The sequence below is a fragment of the Enterobacter sp. 342 genome, from assembly GCF_036663495.1.
GTDB lineage: Bacteria > Pseudomonadota > Gammaproteobacteria > Enterobacterales > Enterobacteriaceae > Enterobacter.
On the sequence record NZ_JAWUEI010000025.1, the window covers coordinates 22,076 to 38,443 of the forward strand.

Sequence of the window (16,368 nt, forward strand, 5' to 3'; positions counted from 1 at the left end):
GGACGTAGTGACAACCCTTAAAACGGCTCTGAAGAAAATAATGGGGGCATTTGCTGCAAAAAAAAGCGGCGAGGGATATCCCCCGCCGCTTAAGGCATGACTCTACTCAGGAGCGATTACTTGCCTTTAATCTCATACAGTGGTGTTTGACCCGCAACCACCTGACCTTTCGCCTGAATGACCAGGCCACTGAAGTCATCAATGTTGCTGCAAACAACCGGACTAATCATTGAGCGCGCGTTGGCGTTCAGGAAGTCCAGATCCATTTCCAGGATTGGCTGCCCTGCGACCACTTCAGCACCCTCTTCCACCAGGCGAGTAAAGCCCTGGCCGTTCAGCGCAACGGTATCAATACCCATGTGGACAACGATCTCAGCACCATTCTCGGTTTCGAGGCAGAACGCATGGTTGGTATTGAAGATTTTTACGATGGTACCGGCTGCTGGTGACACCACGGTTTTTTCCGTTGGCTTCACAGCGACACCGTCACCGACCGCTTTGCTGGCGAAGGCTTCGTCAGGTACCTGCTCAATGGCAACCACGTCACCAGTCACTGGGGAAACCAGTGCGGCAATCGTTTTAGCATTTGGTACTGCCTGCGGTTTTACTGCAGCAGGTGAAGCGGCTGGCGCAGCACTTGCTTCCGCAGCGGCTACCGGACCTGTCGTTTTCATGGCATTGGCAATTTTTTCCGCCACAAAGCCAACGATAATCTGCACGCTGGTTTTGTTCAGACGGATAACACCGGATGCACCCAAGCGTTTAGCCAGCGCTTCGTTCACCAGAGAAGAGTCTTTTACGTTCAGACGCAGACGGGTGATACATGCGTCGATACCGGTCAGGTTGTCAGAACCACCGACAGCGGCGATGTATTGACGCGCCAGACCTGCAACATCCTGGTCTTTGTCCGCACTCACATTCACATCCTGACCATCCGCTTCGCTACCGGCAACAGCCAGCTCACGACCCGGGGTCATCAGGTTGAATTTGGTGATAGTGAAACGGAACACCATGTAGTAGATCGCGAAGAACACCAGACCTTGCGGGATCAGCATCCACCAGTGGGTCGCCAGTGGGTTACGGGACGACAGCACCATATCCACCAGACCGGCACTGAAGCCGAAGCCCGCAATCCAGTGCATGCTGGCAGCAATGAACACAGAGATACCCGTCAGCACAGCGTGGATCACATACAGCACAGGTGCCACGAACATGAAGGAGAATTCCAGCGGTTCAGTGATACCGGTGAAGAAAGCTGCAAATGCACCCGCCATCATGATACCCAGAACTTTCGCTTTGTTCTCTGGACGTGCGCAGTGGTAGATAGCCAGCGCTGCACCTGGCAGGCCGAACATCATGATTGGGAAGAAGCCCGCCTGGTAACGACCGGTGATACCGACAACCGCTTTACCTGCTTCGATGGACTGTGCGCCACCCAGGAAGTTAGGAATATCGTTAATACCGGCAACATCGAACCAGAATACGGAGTTCAGCGCGTGGTGCAGACCGACCGGGATCAGCAGACGGTTGAAGAACGCGTATACGCCCGCACCGACAGAGCCCAGCTTCTGGATGTGCTCACCGAAGTTCACCAGACCGTCGAAGATCATCGGCCAGACGTACATCATGATGAACGCAACAATGATCATCACAAACGAGGTCAGGATGGGGACCAGACGGCGACCGCTAAAGAAGGAGAGCGCTTTTGGTAGCTCTACGCTGCTGAAGCGGTTATACAGTTCAGCGGAGATGATACCTACAAGGATACCGACAAACTGGTTGCTGATCTTACCGAATGCCGCCGGAACCTGGTCCGCCGGAATTTTTTGGATCATGGCCACCGCTGCTGGTGAGCAGAGAGTGGTTAACACGAGGAAACCGACAAAACCGGTCAGCGCAGCGGCACCGTCTTTGTCTTTAGACATACCGTAAGCCACACCAATCGCGAACAACACGGACATGTTGTCGATAATGGCGGAGCCTGACTTGATAAAGAACGCCGCCAGCGCGCTGGTATTACCCCAGCCGTTGGGGTCGATCCAGTAGCCGACACCCATCAGGATGGCTGCGGCAGGCAGCGTGGCGACCGGCACCATAAGTGCGCGACCAACCTTTTGTAAATAACCTAGAATACTCACTTTCTTCCCCCTATGAGACCCCGTTTAAGGCATGTTCTCAGCTCTGTTTTTTATTGTGTCACGAACTATAAATACAGTTGATGATTCACTGGCATTGTGAGTGTGTGAAAAATTAATTCGTATCGCAAATTAAACACGTATTTTTTGTGATTTTTGTCACCAAATATCGTTATTAACCCTCCCTTGCACTGGCTAACAGCGAAAACTTATTTTATCATTCAAAAAATCAAGACGGATTGATCCGGCCTGAAAGATTCCAGGTTACGCTTAATTCAGGTTCCGATAGCCATCCGCCCACTCTTCTACTTTAACTCTTGAGGTGAACAATGAGACTGATTCCCCTGGCAACTGCTGAACAAGTTGGTAAATGGGCCGCTCGCCATATCGTTAACCGTATTAACGCATTTAAACCTACTGCTGATCGTCCTTTCGTTCTTGGTCTTCCGACTGGTGGCACACCACTGACCGCGTATAAGGCACTGGTTGAGATGCATAAAGCAGGCCAGGTTAGCTTTAAACATGTTGTGACCTTCAATATGGACGAATATGTTGGCTTACCAAAGGATCACCCGGAAAGCTACCATAGCTTTATGCACCGCAATTTCTTTGATCACGTTGATATTCCATCTGAAAATATTAACCTGCTGAATGGAAACGCGCCTGATATTGACGCAGAATGTCGTCAGTATGAAGAAAAAATCCGTTCCTACGGTAAAATCCACCTGTTTATGGGTGGTGTAGGTAACGATGGTCATATCGCGTTTAACGAACCGGCGTCTTCTCTGGCTTCCCGTACCCGTATTAAAACGCTGACCCATGACACGCGCGTGGCAAACTCCCGCTTCTTTGACGGTGATGTTAACCAGGTTCCAAAATACGCCCTGACCGTAGGTGTAGGTACCCTGCTGGATGCCGAAGAAGTGATGATTCTGGTCCTGGGCGGCGTGAAAGCGCAGGCGCTCCAGGCTGCCGTTGAAGGCAACGTTAACCACATGTGGACCATCAGTTGCCTGCAGCTGCATCCGAAATCAGTCATCGTTTGTGACGAACCGTCCACGATGGAGCTGAAAGTGAAAACGCTGAAATACTTCAACGAATTAGAAGCAGAGAACATCAAAGGTCTGTAATTGAATAACCGCCTCTTCATCAAGAGGCGGCCGCTTTTTTTAACCGGGGGTCGTTATGTACGCTTTAACCCACGGTCGGATTTATACCGGCCATGATATTCTGGATGACCATGCGATTGTTATCGCTAATGGCCTGATTGAACGTGTTTGCCCGCTGGCAGAACTGCCGCCGGAGATTGAACAGCGCTCACTCAATGGAGCAGTAATCTCCCCCGGTTTCATCGACGTACAGCTCAACGGCTGCGGCGGTGTGCAATTCAATGACACTGCGGATGCGGTGACGGTAGAAACGCTGGAGATCATGCAAAAAGCCAACGAGAAATCGGGCTGCACCAGCTATCTGCCAACGCTCATCACCAGCAGTGATGACCTTATGAAACATGGCATCCGCGTGATGCGTGAATACCTGGCAAAACACCCGAATCAGGCGCTGGGTCTGCACCTTGAAGGGCCATGGCTGAATATGGTTAAAAAAGGGACGCATAACCCGAATTACGTGCGTAAACCTGATGCGGAGCTGGTTGATTACATGTGTGCTAACGCCGATGTGATCACCAAAGTGACGCTGGCGCCTGAAATGACAGGTACGGATGTCATCAGCAAACTGGCTGCCGCCGGGATTATCGTTTCAGCGGGTCACTCAAACGCGACGCTGAAAGAAGCCAAAGCGGGTTTCCGCGCGGGCATTACCTTCGCCACGCACCTCTACAACGCAATGCCGTATATAACCGGTCGTGAACCGGGTCTGGTCGGAGCGATTCTGGATGAGCCAGACGTCTACTGCGGTATTATTGCTGACGGCTTACATGTCGATTACACCAACATTCGTAATGCCAAACGGCTGAAAGGTGACAAGCTTTGTCTGGTCACCGATGCCACCGCGCCAGCAGGTGCAAATATTGAGCAGTTCATTTTTGCCGGTAAAACAATATACTACCGCAATGGACTGTGTGTGGATGAGAACGGCACGCTGAGTGGTTCTGCCCTGACCATGATTGAAGGGGTACGCAACCTGGTTGAGTATTGCGGTATTGCCCTCGATGAAGTGCTGCGTATGGCAACGCTTTATCCGGCGCGCGCAATGGGCGTTGATAAACAGCTTGGCGGAATTGCACCAGGTATGGTTGCAAACCTGACGGCATTCACACACGATTATAAAATTATTAAGACCATCGTTAATGGTAACGAGGTCGTCACTGAGTAAGTAAAAGTATGACACCAGGCGGACAAGCTCAAATCGGTAATGTCGATCTCGTTAAACAACTTAACAGCGCGGCAGTTTATCGCCTGATTGACCAGCACGGGCCAATCTCACGCATTCAGATAGCCGAACAAAGCCAGCTTGCTCCCGCCAGCGTGACAAAAATTACACGTCAGCTTATTGAGCGCGGCCTGATTAAAGAAGTCGATCAACAGGCCTCCACCGGAGGCCGCCGCGCTATCTCTATTATTACCGAAACCCGTAATTTTCAGGCGATTGGCGTCCGCCTTGGCCGTCATGACACTACGCTTACGCTCTACGATCTGAGTAGCAAAGCCATTGCAGAAGAGCACTACCCCCTTCCGGAACGCACTCAGGAGACCCTGGAACACGCGCTGCTGAATACCATCGCGCAGTTTATTGAAAGCTGTCAGCGTAAAATCCGTGAACTCATCGCCATCTCCGTGATTCTGCCTGGTCTGGTCGACCCTGAAAGCGGTGTGATCCGCTATATGCCGCACATCCAGGTTGAAAACTGGGGGCTGGTCGAAGCGCTGGAAAAGCGCTTTAAAGTGACCTGTTTTGTAGGCCATGACATTCGCTCTCTGGCGCTGGCAGAGCACTATTTTGGTGCCAGTCAGGACTGCGAAGACTCTATTCTGGTGCGCGTTCACCGCGGTACTGGTGCAGGCATTATCTCTAACGGGCGTATTTTTATTGGTCGCAACGGTAATGTCGGTGAGATCGGCCATATTCAGGTCGAGCCGCTTGGCGAACGTTGCCACTGCGGAAATTTTGGTTGTCTTGAGACCATTGCCGCCAATACGGCCATTGAGCAGCGTGTTCGCCATTTGCTTGAACAGGGTTATCAAAGCCGCGTCACACTGGACGATTGCAAGATAGGAACCATCTGTAAAGCAGCCAATAAAGGCGACGCGCTGGCCTGTGAGGTGATCGAGCAAGTTGGACGTCACCTGGGCAAAACCATTGCTATCGCGATTAACCTGTTTAACCCGCAAAAAGTGGTGATCGCCGGTGAAATTGTTGAAGCGGAAAAGGTACTGCTGCCCGCCATTGAGGGCTGTATTAATACCCAGGCGCTGAAAGCATTCCGCCAGAATCTCCCGGTCGTTCGTTCAAAGCTTGACCATCGTTCAGCGATTGGCGCATTCGCGCTGGTAAAACGTGCGATGCTCAACGGCATTCTGTTGCAGCATTTGCTGGAAAGTTGATCGAACCTTATAGTAACGCCTTCTTTTTTTGATGTCGGACTGTCCATGACCATTAAGAATGTAATTTGTGATATCGACGGCGTGCTGATGCACGACAACGTTGCTGTGCCAGGTGCTGCGGAGTTTCTTCACCGCATCATCGACAAAGGAATGCCTCTGGTTCTTCTCACGAACTACCCTTCTCAGACCGGTCAGGATCTGGCGAACCGTTTTGCCACAGCCGGTGTCGACGTGCCGGACAGCGTTTTTTATACCTCGGCGATGGCAACGGCTGATTTTCTGAAACGTCAGGAAGGAAAAAAAGCCTACGTGGTCGGTGAAGGCGCGCTGATCCACGAACTGTACAAAGCCGGTTTTACCATCACCGATGTGAACCCAGACTTTGTGATTGTGGGTGAAACGCGCTCCTTTAACTGGGAGATGATGCATAAAGCGGCATACTTTGTCGCCAGCGGCGCGCGTTTTATCGCCACCAACCCGGATACGCACGGTCGTGGCTTTTATCCGGCATGCGGCGCGCTCTGCGCCGGTATCGAGAAAATCTCTGGTCGTCAGCCGTTTGTAGTCGGGAAACCTAGCCCGTGGATCATCCGTGCCGCACTGAACAAAATGCAGGCTCACTCTGAAGAAACCGTCATTGTCGGCGACAATCTCCGCACCGATATTCTGGCCGGTTTCCAGGCAGGTCTTGAAACTATTCTGGTGCTCTCTGGCGTCTCTCAGCTTGATGACATTGATTCGATGCCGTTCCGGCCGAGCTGGATTTACCCCTCCGTCGATGAAATTGACATTATCTGATACCAAACCACGCCTCAGGGCGTGGTTTTTCATTTACAGCCCTGCCAAACAAAACCCTATCTAACAAAAATCACGTTTTATTGAATAATCATCAATAAAAGCATGCCTGACATACTCGTTTTTCACTATTCAGCAATTACCATTGCACTATTTCCGTTTTCGCCCGTAAAACGCTTGCGCACCCTGTCCCTTTGCGGCATTTTCATAAGCAAGCAACATCACAATGCAACAGGGTTAACGGAGAAGGTTATGTGTTCTATTTTTGGCGTACTGGATATTAAAACTGACGCGGGCGAACTGCGTAAAAAAGCACTCGAATTGTCCCGCCTGATGCGCCATCGCGGCCCGGACTGGTCCGGCGTTTACGCCAGCGATAAAGCCATTCTGGCTCACGAACGTCTGTCGATCGTAGACGTCAACGCTGGTGCTCAGCCGCTGTATAACGAGAAAAAAACGCACGCGCTGGCTGTCAACGGTGAAATCTACAACCATCAGGCACTGCGTGCAGAGTACGGCGACCGCTACGCGTTCCAGACCGGTTCTGACTGTGAAGTGATCCTCGCGCTGTATCAGGAGAAAGGGCCGGAGTTCCTGGACGACCTGCAGGGTATGTTTGCCTTCGCACTGTACGACAGCGAAAAAGACGCTTACCTGATTGGCCGTGACCACATTGGTATTATCCCGCTGTACATGGGCCACGATGAACACGGCAACTTCTATGTTGCCTCTGAAATGAAAGCGCTGGTGCCGGTTTGCCGCACCATTAAAGAGTTCCCGGCAGGTAGCTACCTGTGGAGCAAAGACGGCGAGATCCGTCAGTATTATCAGCGCGACTGGTTCGAGTACGACGCGGTGAAAGACAACGTCACTGATAAAGCGGAGTTGCGCCAGGCGCTGGAAGACTCCGTTAAAAGCCACCTGATGTCAGACGTGCCATACGGCGTGCTGCTCTCCGGCGGTCTGGATTCTTCCGTGATCTCCGCGATCACCAAGAAATTTGCCGCCCGTCGCGTGGAAGATCAGGAACGCTCTGAAGCCTGGTGGCCTCAGTTGCACTCCTTTGCTGTTGGTCTGGAAGGCGCTCCTGACCTGAAAGCCGCGCAGGAAGTGGCAAACCATCTTGGTACTGTGCACCACGAGATTCACTTCACCGTGCAGGAAGGCCTGGATGCGATCCGCGATGTTATCTATCACATTGAAACCTATGACGTGACCACCATCCGCGCCTCTACGCCGATGTATCTGATGTCGCGTAAAATCAAAGCGATGGGCATCAAGATGGTGCTGTCTGGCGAAGGTTCTGACGAAGTGTTTGGCGGCTACCTCTACTTCCATAAAGCGCCGAACGCCAAAGAGTTGCACGAAGAGACAGTGCGTAAACTGCAAGCGCTGCATATGTTTGACTGTGCGCGTGCCAACAAAGCGATGTCGGCCTGGGGTGTTGAAGCGCGTGTTCCGTTCCTGGATAAGAAATTCCTCGACGTCGCGATGCGTATCAACCCGCAGGACAAGATGTGCGGCAACGGCAAAATGGAAAAACATATCCTGCGCGAATGTTTTGAATCCTACTTGCCAGCTAGCGTGGCATGGCGTCAGAAAGAGCAGTTCTCTGACGGTGTAGGTTACAGTTGGATTGACACCCTGAAAGAGGTGGCGGCAAAACAGGTTTCCGACCAACAACTGGAAACGGCGAGCTTCCGCTTCCCGTACAACACGCCGGGGTCTAAAGAGGCGTACCTGTACCGTGAGATCTTTGAAGAACTCTTCCCGGTTCCAAGCGCGGCAGAGTGTGTACCAGGTGGTCCTTCCGTCGCCTGCTCTTCAGCAAAAGCAATTGAATGGGATGAATCTTTCAAGGCAATGAACGATCCATCAGGACGTGCTGTAGGCGTTCACCAGTCAGCATATAAATGATTGTCTGAATGACTAACAGGCCCTCCGGGGCCTGTTTTTTTTGCATTGTATTAAGCTGGACAAAAACGATTAATAACCAATAATTGCCGAATATTCGGTCACGCTGTTCGCAACCTAACCAAACAGTCACATTCCGGCCATTTTCGTTGAAAAAGGTGTTGACGCTGCAAGGGTCTATACGCATAATGCGCCCCGCAACGCCGATAAGGTAACGCGAAAAAAAGATGGCTACGTAGCTCAGTTGGTTAGAGCACATCACTCATAATGATGGGGTCACAGGTTCGAATCCCGTCGTAGCCACCATCTTTTTTGCGGGAGTGGCGAAATTGGTAGACGCACCAGATTTAGGTTCTGGCGCCGCAAGGTGTGCGAGTTCAAGTCTCGCCTCCCGCACCATTCCCAGGTAAGCGTTGCACGGATGGGGTATCGCCAAGCGGTAAGGCACCGGTTTTTGATACCGGCATTCCCTGGTTCGAATCCAGGTACCCCAGCCATATTTCTTCGATTTTGCGGTTCTCCGCGGTATTGGGGTATCGCCAAGCGGTAAGGCACCGGTTTTTGATACCGGCATTCCCTGGTTCGAATCCAGGTACCCCAGCCATCGAAGATTGCAGTACTGGCTACGTAGCTCAGTTGGTTAGAGCACATCACTCATAATGATGGGGTCACAGGTTCGAATCCCGTCGTAGCCACCAAATTAGTAATCTGTCGGGTAATTCGATAGACTAGAAAAAATTGTTGGGGTATCGCCAAGCGGTAAGGCTCTGGTTTCTGATACCAGCATTCCGAGGTTCGAATCCTCGTACCCCAGCCAATTTAAAAAAGTCGTTAAACACTGTTTAACGCAATTGGGGTGTCGCCAAGCGGTAAGGCTCTGGTTTCTGATACCAGCATTCCGGGGTTCGAATCCCTGCACCCCAGCCACTTAGTAACAAAAAAGCCCGCTCTGCGGGCTTTTTTGTTTTTGTTGCTAGTATTGTGCGGCCTGATGCCCTCACCTTGACCCTCTCCCACGGGGAGAGGGAATAAAGTTTAGAGTCCGAGGGCGTATTTCAACGCCTGACGCTTCAGACCACCGGCACGTTCAGCCGCCATCAATCCAATATTACGCAGAATACGCACCGGCCCTACGTCATTGCTGAACCCTGCGTAGAACAGATCCATCCCTGATTGCATGATGAAGTTATCCGCCATACGCCGCGTCTGGTAACGCTTAAGTACCTGATGGCTTGACCAGTCCTCGGCGTGCCCGCGAGCACTACTCAGCACATCCAGTAACGCATCAACATCACGATACCCCAGGTTTACCCCCTGCCCTGCCAGCGGGTGAATGGTATGCGCCGCATCTCCTACCAGTGCCAGCCCTTCGCGCGTGTATTGCAATGCGTGTCGACGAGTCAGCGGGAACGCTCCTGCCGCAACCGGCGTCACATATCCCAGGCGGCTCGGGAAGTGGCGCATAATTTCGTCTTGCAGTTGTGCCATCGAAAGCCCCTGCAACTGACGAATACGCGCCGGTTTGTCGTACCACACCAGCGACGCCCAGTTATCAAACAACGGTAAAAACGCGTGCGGACCATTCGGTGTAAAGTGCTGCCAGGTGCTCTCTCCTGGGGCATTCTCACACTGAACAGTAATCAGCATACAGGACTGTTGATACTGCCAGGCATGAACCCCAATCCCCGCCATCTCTCTGACCTGTGAGTTGGCACCATCAGCGCCCACCACCAGCTTCACGGCTAATTCATCATCATTATCCAGCGTCAGGCGATATCCATTGTCATGACGATGCAGGGCTTTGAGCGACGATGGGACACGCAACGTTACCTTCGGGTGTGTCTCCAGCGCCTGCCAGAGCGCCCGCTGGAGGACGTTGTTTTCCACCATATAGCCCAGACGGGGCAGTTTGAGTTCAGCGGCATCAAACGCGACGTGGGCATTTTCCCACTCCCACGTTTCGAGACGGCTGTAAGGGTGAGCACGCATCGTCAGCACCGTGTCCCAAACGCCCAGTCCGCGCAGTAGATCAACTGAGGCGGCACTGATCGCGGAAATACGCACATCCGGCTTTGCCGTCGGGTCAAACGTAGCAGGAGCAGCCTGCTCGATAACCGTTACCTCAAATCCCTGCTGCGCCAGCCCCAGCGCCAGTGCGCCGCCGACCATACCGCCGCCGACAACGGCGATTTCGGTTTGTTGGAGTGTCATGGTCAATTTTCCTTATTGCAGAATCCCTTAAGTTTACCGGATTTTTGGGGTAAGGAGGTTGACAACCTTCATACTGGTCACAACCGCACCAAAGCATTACAATACGCGGCTTGCAATCCTGAGCTGAGCAAGTCGATGACTAAAAAACTCCATATAAAAACCTGGGGCTGTCAGATGAACGAATACGATTCATCCAAGATGGCCGATCTGCTGGATACAACCCACGGATACCAGCTGACTGAAAATGCGAAAGAAGCCGATGTGCTGCTGCTAAACACCTGTTCTATTCGTGAAAAAGCGCAGGAAAAAGTCTTTCATGTGTTAGGTCGCTGGAAACTTCTCAAACGAAAAAATCCGGACCTGATCATAGGTGTTGGCGGTTGTGTTGCGTCGCAGGAAGGGAAACTGATCCGCCAGAGAGCCCCGTATGTGGATATTGTCTTTGGCCCTCAGACCCTGCACCGCCTGCCTGAGATGATCAATCAGGTTCGCGGCAATCGTAGCCCGGTTGTTGACGTCAGCTTCCCGGAGATTGAAAAATTTGACCGTCTGCCTGAGCCGCGCGCTGATGGCCCGACCGCTTTTGTCTCTATCATGGAAGGCTGCAACAAATACTGTACTTACTGCGTGGTGCCTTACACGCGCGGTGAAGAGGTTAGCCGCCCAGCAGATGACATTCTGTTTGAAGTCGCGCAGCTTGCCGCGCAGGGCGTACGCGAAGTGAACCTGCTGGGTCAGAACGTTAACGCCTGGCGCGGTGAGAACTATGACGGCAGCACCGGCAGCTTTGCTGAACTGCTGCGTCTGGTTGCTGCCATTGATGGCATCGACCGCATTCGCTTCACCACCAGCCACCCGATGGAATTTACCGATGACATCATTGATGTTTATCGCGACACGCCGGAACTGGTGAGCTTCCTGCACCTGCCTATCCAGTGTGGTTCTGACCGCGTGCTGAACCTGATGGGGCGCCCACATACGGTACTGGAGTACAAATCCACGATCCGTAAGCTGCGTGAAGCCCGTCCTGATATCCAGATTAGCTCGGACTTTATCGTCGGCTTCCCTGGCGAAACTGCCGATGACTTTGAGCGCACCATGAAACTCATTGGCGACGTGAATTTTGACGTTAGCTACAGCTTCATCTTCTCTGCACGTCCTGGAACACCTGCGGCAGATATGGTTGACGATGTGCCGGAAGAAGAGAAAAAGCAGCGTCTGTATATTCTGCAGGAGCGTATCAACCAGCAGGCCAATGCCTGGAGCCGTCGTATGCTTGGTACTGTCCAGCGTATTCTGGTTGAAGGCACCTCCCGCAAGAGCATAATGGAACTCTCCGGTCGTACCGAAAATAACCGCGTGGTGAACTTCGAAGGCACCCCGGATATGATCGGTAAATTCGTGGACGTCGAGATTGTGGAAGTGCTGACCAACTCGCTGCGTGCGAAGGTGGTACGTACCGAGAACGACATGGGTCTGCGTATAGCAGAATCTCCGGAATCCGTCATTTCCCGTACCCGTAAAGAAAACGATTCTGGCGTGGGTATCTATCAGCCTTAATGCGTTCAGGCCTGCCTTTCTGGCAGGCCTTGTAATTCCCCTCTTCGCCCCCAATATCCATCGCAATGCTTGCGCCTTTATTCTGTGGCGTGAATAATTTCGGTAATGACAGTTTTATGATGCCAGCCCGACTAAACACTCAAAGAGGAACGGTTTGAATATAGACACGCGTGAAATTAGCCTTGAGCCAGCAGACAACGCTCGCCTGCTGAGCCTGTGCGGGCCGTTTGATGACAACATCAAACAACTGGAGCGACGTCTGGGTATCGAAATCAATCGTCGCGATAATCATTTCAAACTGACCGGACGCCCTATCTGCGTCAACGCCGCTGCGGATATTCTGCGTAGTCTGTATGTGGATACCTCCCCAATGCGCGGCGAAATTCAGGATATCGAACCAGAACAGATCCACCTCGCCATTAAAGAAGCGCGAGTGCTTGAGCAGAGCGCAGAAAGTGTGCCTGACTACGGCAAAGCGATTAACATCAAAACCAAACGTGGCGTGATTAAGCCGCGTACGCCAAATCAGGCGCAGTACATCGCGAATATCCTCGACCATGACATCACCTTCGGCGTAGGACCGGCCGGTACCGGTAAAACCTATCTGGCGGTCGCCGCGGCAGTGGATGCGCTGGAGCGTCAGGAGATCCGCCGTATTCTGCTGACCCGCCCTGCGGTTGAAGCGGGCGAGAAACTGGGCTTCCTGCCAGGCGATCTGAGCCAGAAAGTCGACCCGTACCTGCGTCCTTTATACGATGCGCTATTCGAAATGCTCGGTTTTGAAAAAGTTGAGAAACTTATTGAGCGTAACGTTATCGAAGTTGCTCCGCTCGCTTATATGCGCGGTCGTACACTGAACGATGCGTTTATCATTCTCGATGAAAGTCAGAACACCACCATCGAACAGATGAAGATGTTCCTGACGCGTATCGGCTTTAACTCGAAAGCGGTCATTACCGGTGACGTCACCCAGATTGACCTGCCGCGCAGCACCAAATCTGGCCTGCGTCACGCCATTGAGGTGCTGGCCGAGGTCGAAGAAATCAGCTTTAACTTCTTCCACAGCGAAGACGTCGTACGCCACCCGGTTGTCGCGCGTATTGTTAACGCCTACGAGGCTTGGGAAGAAGCCGATCAGAAGCGTAAGGCCGAACTGGCAGCAGAACGTAAGCGCGAAGCGCAGGAGCAAGAACAAAAATGAGTCAGGTGATCCTCGATTTACAGTTGGCCTGTGAAGATAACTCCGGCATGCCAGAAGAGGCGCAGTTTCAGAAATGGCTGGATGCCGTTATCCCCCAGTTTCAGGAAGAATCAGAAGTCACGATTCGCCTGGTGGATGAAGCCGAAAGCCATGAGCTTAACCTGACCTATCGTGGGAAAGATAAGCCGACTAACGTGCTCTCTTTCCCGTTCGAAGCTCCACCGGGCATTGAGATGCCACTGCTGGGCGATCTGATCATCTGCCGCCAGGTGGTTGAGCAGGAAGCCAAAGAGCAGCAAAAACCCCTTGAAGCCCACTGGGCGCATATGGTGGTACATGGCAGCCTGCATCTGCTCGGCTACGATCATATAGAAGATGACGAAGCAGAAGAGATGGAGTCCCTCGAGACAGAGATAATGCTTGCTCTGGGCTATGAGGATCCGTACATTGCCGAGAAAGAATAGTCAGTCTCCCCCACTGACTAACATGCCGCCACGTAAGGAAATCGCGTGGCGGTAAACGTTGAACTAACAAGAGAACCCTTAACAAACGCCATGAGCGACGACAATTCACACAGTAGCGACACGACAAACGGTAAAAAGGGATTTTTCTCCCTCATTCTGAACCAGCTTTTCCACGGCGAACCGAAAAACCGTGATGAACTGCTGGAGCTGATTCGTGATTCCGGGCAAAACGACCTTATCGATGAAGATACGCGCGAAATGCTCGAAGGGGTCATGGACATCGCCGACCAGCGTGTTCGCGATATCATGATCCCCCGTTCGCAAATGATCACCCTGAAACGTAACCAGACCCTGGACGAGTGCCTCGATGTGATTATCGAATCCGCTCACTCACGTTTCCCGGTCATCAGCGAAGACAAAGATCACATCGAAGGGATTTTGATGGCGAAAGATCTGCTGCCGTTTATGCGCAGCGATTCTGACGCTTTCAGCATGGAAAAAGTGTTACGCCAGGCCGTGGTTGTGCCGGAAAGTAAACGTGTGGATCGGATGCTGAAAGAGTTTCGCTCTCAGCGTTACCACATGGCGATTGTTATTGATGAATTTGGCGGTGTGTCGGGTCTTGTCACGATCGAAGATATTCTTGAGCTGATCGTGGGAGAAATCGAAGATGAGTATGACGAAGAAGAAGATATCGACTTCCGTCAACTGAGCCGCCACACCTGGACTGTGCGTGCGCTGGCCTCGATTGAAGACTTTAACGACGCCTTCGGTACCCACTTCAGCGATGAAGAGGTCGATACCATTGGCGGTCTGGTGATGCAGGCCTTTGGCCACCTCCCGGCGCGCGGTGAGACCGTTGACATCGACGGTTACCAGTTCAAGGTGGCGATGGCCGACAGCCGACGTATTATACAGGTTCATGTCAGAACGCCGGATGACTCACCGGTGCCAAAACTGGAAGATTAATGTAAATGGCATTTGCCCCACTGCTTGAACGCCAGCGCGTCCGTTTGCTGCTGGCGCTGTTACTCGGAGCCAGCGGTACGCTGGCTTTTTCTCCTTACGATTTCTGGCCCGCCGCCATACTCTCCCTGATGGGGTTACAGGGGCTTACCCTGAATCGTCGTCCGGTGCAGGCCGCTGCAATTGGCTACTTCTGGGGATTGGGGCTGTTTGGCTCCGGTATCAACTGGGTCTACGTCAGCATTGCTCAGTTTGGCGGTATGCCTGGGCCGGTGAACGTTTTCCTGGTCGTCCTGCTCGCCGCCTATCTCTCGCTCTATACCGGGCTGTTCGCCGGCATTCTTTCTCGTCTGTGGCCAAAAACGACCTGGCTGCGCGTCGCCATTGCGGCGCCGGTTGTCTGGCAAATTACCGAGTTCCTGCGTGGCTGGGTATTGACCGGGTTCCCATGGCTGCAGTTCGGTTACAGCCAGATTGACGGGCCGCTGAAAGGCCTGGCACCGGTGATGGGCGTTGAGGCGATTACCTTCCTGCTGATGGTTGTCAGCGGCCTGCTGGTACTGGCGCTGGTCAAGCGCTGCTGGAAGCCGCTGGTTGTGGCGCTGGTACTGTTCGCACTGCCCTTCCCGCTGCGCTATATCCAGTGGTATACCCTGGAGCCAGAACGCGCTACGCAGGTTTCCATGGTGCAGGGAGATATCCCACAGGCCATGAAGTGGGATGAAAAGCAGCTTCTGAATACGCTGAAAATCTACGCCAACGCGACCGAAGAGGTCATGGGCAAATCACAGCTGATTATCTGGCCGGAATCTGCAATCCCGGACCTGGAAATAAACCAGCAGCCATTCCTGAACATGATGAACGACCTGCTGCTCGCGCGCGGCAGCACGCTGATTACCGGTATTGTTGATGCGCGCCTGAATCAGCAGAACCGTTATGACACCTATAACACCATCATTACCCTCGGCAAAGATAGCGAATACAGCTACAACTCCACTGACCGGTACAACAAGAATCACCTGGTTCCGTTTGGTGAATTTGTCCCGCTGGAGTCGATTCTGCGTCCGCTGGCACCGTTCTTTGACCTGCCGATGTCCTCTTTCAGCCGTGGTCCATACGTTCAGCCACAGCTGCATGCGCACGGTTTTGCCCTGACCGCAGCCATTTGCTACGAAATTATCCTTGGCGAGCAGGTACGCGATAACTTCCGCCCGGACACGGACTACCTTCTGACCATCTCCAATGATGCGTGGTTTGGTAAGTCTATTGGCCCATGGCAACACTTCCAGATGGCGCGGATGCGTTCCCTGGAGCTGGCGCGTCCACTGCTGCGTAGCACCAACAACGGCATCACCGCCGTAATTGGTCCACAGGGTGAAGTTCAGGCCATGATCCCGCAATTTACCCGTGAAGTGCTGACCACCAAAGTCACGCCAACTACAGGCCTGACGCCGTACGCTCGTACCGGCAACTGGTCACTGTGGATCCTGACCGCGCTGTTTGGTTTTGGCGCTGTGCTGATGAGTCTCCGTCAGCGTCGTAAATAACTTTACCTTCTG

At 52.7% G+C, this 16,368-nt stretch carries 12 protein-coding genes and 7 tRNA genes; 17 read left to right on the plus strand and 2 right to left on the minus strand.

Annotated features, from left to right (window positions below; translation table 11 throughout):
- Nucleotides 1-116: 116 nt before the first annotated feature.
- On the minus strand, nucleotides 117-2,138 hold the full coding sequence (gene nagE, locus V6E55_RS18170) for an N-acetylglucosamine-specific PTS transporter subunit IIBC (RefSeq protein WP_316943536.1): 2,022 nt from the start codon (nucleotides 2,136-2,138) through the stop codon (nucleotides 117-119).
- A 326-nt stretch (nucleotides 2,139-2,464) separates the two neighbouring features.
- On the opposite strand from nagE, the gene nagB reads away from it, so the two are divergent.
- The 12 genes from nagB to V6E55_RS18230 all read left to right on the plus strand — a co-directional run bounded on the left by nagB (nucleotide 2,465) and on the right by V6E55_RS18230 (nucleotide 9,334).
- Nucleotides 2,465-3,265, plus strand: a complete 801-nt coding sequence (gene nagB / locus V6E55_RS18175; RefSeq protein WP_023310765.1) for a glucosamine-6-phosphate deaminase — start codon at nucleotides 2,465-2,467, stop codon at nucleotides 3,263-3,265.
- Between the two features lie 55 nt (nucleotides 3,266-3,320).
- The gene (gene nagA, locus V6E55_RS18180; RefSeq protein WP_316943538.1) at nucleotides 3,321-4,469 is read left to right on the plus strand and encodes an N-acetylglucosamine-6-phosphate deacetylase; all 1,149 of its coding nucleotides are present in this window, start codon (nucleotides 3,321-3,323) and stop codon (nucleotides 4,467-4,469) included.
- A gap of 8 nt (nucleotides 4,470-4,477) precedes the next feature.
- Nucleotides 4,478-5,698 carry a DNA-binding transcriptional regulator NagC gene (gene nagC, locus V6E55_RS18185; RefSeq protein WP_316943539.1) on the plus strand — a complete coding sequence of 407 codons (1,221 nt, stop codon included), beginning with the start codon at nucleotides 4,478-4,480 and terminating at the stop codon, nucleotides 5,696-5,698.
- Nucleotides 5,699-5,743: 45 nt separating this feature from the next.
- On the plus strand, nucleotides 5,744-6,496 hold the full coding sequence (nagD, locus tag V6E55_RS18190) for a ribonucleotide monophosphatase NagD (RefSeq protein ID WP_023310763.1): 753 nt from the start codon (nucleotides 5,744-5,746) through the stop codon (nucleotides 6,494-6,496).
- 249 nt (nucleotides 6,497-6,745) lie between these two features.
- Nucleotides 6,746-8,410, plus strand: a complete 1,665-nt coding sequence (asnB, locus tag V6E55_RS18195; protein WP_114980060.1) for an asparagine synthase B — start codon at nucleotides 6,746-6,748, stop codon at nucleotides 8,408-8,410.
- 226 nt (nucleotides 8,411-8,636) lie between these two features.
- A tRNA-Met gene (locus V6E55_RS18200) sits at nucleotides 8,637-8,713 on the plus strand.
- Between the two features lie 8 nt (nucleotides 8,714-8,721).
- Nucleotides 8,722-8,806 (plus strand) — tRNA-Leu (locus V6E55_RS18205).
- A gap of 23 nt (nucleotides 8,807-8,829) precedes the next feature.
- Nucleotides 8,830-8,904 (plus strand) — tRNA-Gln (locus tag V6E55_RS18210).
- Between the two features lie 32 nt (nucleotides 8,905-8,936).
- Nucleotides 8,937-9,011: transfer RNA gene (locus V6E55_RS18215), tRNA-Gln, on the plus strand.
- A 17-nt stretch (nucleotides 9,012-9,028) separates the two neighbouring features.
- Nucleotides 9,029-9,105, plus strand: a tRNA-Met gene (locus V6E55_RS18220).
- A 44-nt stretch (nucleotides 9,106-9,149) separates the two neighbouring features.
- Nucleotides 9,150-9,224, plus strand: a tRNA-Gln gene (locus tag V6E55_RS18225).
- 35 nt (nucleotides 9,225-9,259) lie between these two features.
- A tRNA-Gln gene (locus tag V6E55_RS18230) sits at nucleotides 9,260-9,334 on the plus strand.
- 108 nt (nucleotides 9,335-9,442) lie between these two features.
- On the opposite strand, the gene ubiF is transcribed toward V6E55_RS18230, so the two are convergent.
- A complete protein-coding gene (gene ubiF, locus V6E55_RS18235) occupies nucleotides 9,443-10,618 on the minus strand; it encodes a 3-demethoxyubiquinol 3-hydroxylase (RefSeq protein WP_236919993.1) in 1,176 nt (391 codons plus the stop codon).
- A gap of 135 nt (nucleotides 10,619-10,753) precedes the next feature.
- Between ubiF and miaB the strand changes: the two genes are divergently transcribed.
- The 5 genes from miaB to lnt all read left to right on the plus strand — a co-directional run bounded on the left by miaB (nucleotide 10,754) and on the right by lnt (nucleotide 16,356).
- Entirely contained in the window at nucleotides 10,754-12,178 is a 1,425-nt protein-coding gene (gene miaB / locus V6E55_RS18240) for a tRNA (N6-isopentenyl adenosine(37)-C2)-methylthiotransferase MiaB (RefSeq protein WP_316943540.1), read from the plus strand.
- A gap of 154 nt (nucleotides 12,179-12,332) precedes the next feature.
- The gene (locus tag V6E55_RS18245; protein ID WP_028019464.1) at nucleotides 12,333-13,379 is read left to right on the plus strand and encodes a PhoH family protein; all 1,047 of its coding nucleotides are present in this window, start codon (nucleotides 12,333-12,335) and stop codon (nucleotides 13,377-13,379) included.
- Nucleotides 13,376-13,843 (plus strand): rRNA maturation RNase YbeY, encoded by a 468-nt coding sequence (gene ybeY / locus V6E55_RS18250; protein WP_003858677.1) that lies wholly within the window; start codon nucleotides 13,376-13,378, stop codon nucleotides 13,841-13,843. The genes V6E55_RS18245 and ybeY overlap by 4 nt, the downstream gene beginning before the upstream one ends.
- Before the next feature lie 90 nt (nucleotides 13,844-13,933).
- Entirely contained in the window at nucleotides 13,934-14,812 is an 879-nt protein-coding gene (gene corC / locus V6E55_RS18255; RefSeq protein ID WP_028019465.1) for a CNNM family magnesium/cobalt transport protein CorC, read from the plus strand.
- Nucleotides 14,813-14,817: 5 nt separating this feature from the next.
- Nucleotides 14,818-16,356 carry an apolipoprotein N-acyltransferase gene (gene lnt, locus V6E55_RS18260; protein ID WP_316943541.1) on the plus strand — a complete coding sequence of 513 codons (1,539 nt, stop codon included), beginning with the start codon at nucleotides 14,818-14,820 and terminating at the stop codon, nucleotides 16,354-16,356.
- The last annotated feature ends 12 nt before the right edge of the window (nucleotides 16,357-16,368 follow it).

Coding starts and splice junctions, on each gene's coding strand:
- nagA (WP_316943538.1), top strand. CDS start 3,321: ATGTACGCTTTAACCCACGGTCGGATTTATACCGGCCATGATATTCTG.
- asnB (WP_114980060.1), top strand. CDS start 6,746: ATGTGTTCTATTTTTGGCGTACTGGATATTAAAACTGACGCGGGCGAA.
- miaB (WP_316943540.1), top strand. CDS start 10,754: ATGACTAAAAAACTCCATATAAAAACCTGGGGCTGTCAGATGAACGAA.
- corC (WP_028019465.1), top strand. CDS start 13,934: ATGAGCGACGACAATTCACACAGTAGCGACACGACAAACGGTAAAAAG.
- ybeY (WP_003858677.1), top strand. CDS start 13,376: ATGAGTCAGGTGATCCTCGATTTACAGTTGGCCTGTGAAGATAACTCC.
- nagC (WP_316943539.1), top strand. CDS start 4,478: ATGACACCAGGCGGACAAGCTCAAATCGGTAATGTCGATCTCGTTAAA.
- nagD (WP_023310763.1), top strand. CDS start 5,744: ATGACCATTAAGAATGTAATTTGTGATATCGACGGCGTGCTGATGCAC.
- ubiF (WP_236919993.1), bottom strand. CDS start 10,618: ATGACACTCCAACAAACCGAAATCGCCGTTGTCGGCGGCGGTATGGTC.
- nagB (WP_023310765.1), top strand. CDS start 2,465: ATGAGACTGATTCCCCTGGCAACTGCTGAACAAGTTGGTAAATGGGCC.
- lnt (WP_316943541.1), top strand. CDS start 14,818: ATGGCATTTGCCCCACTGCTTGAACGCCAGCGCGTCCGTTTGCTGCTG.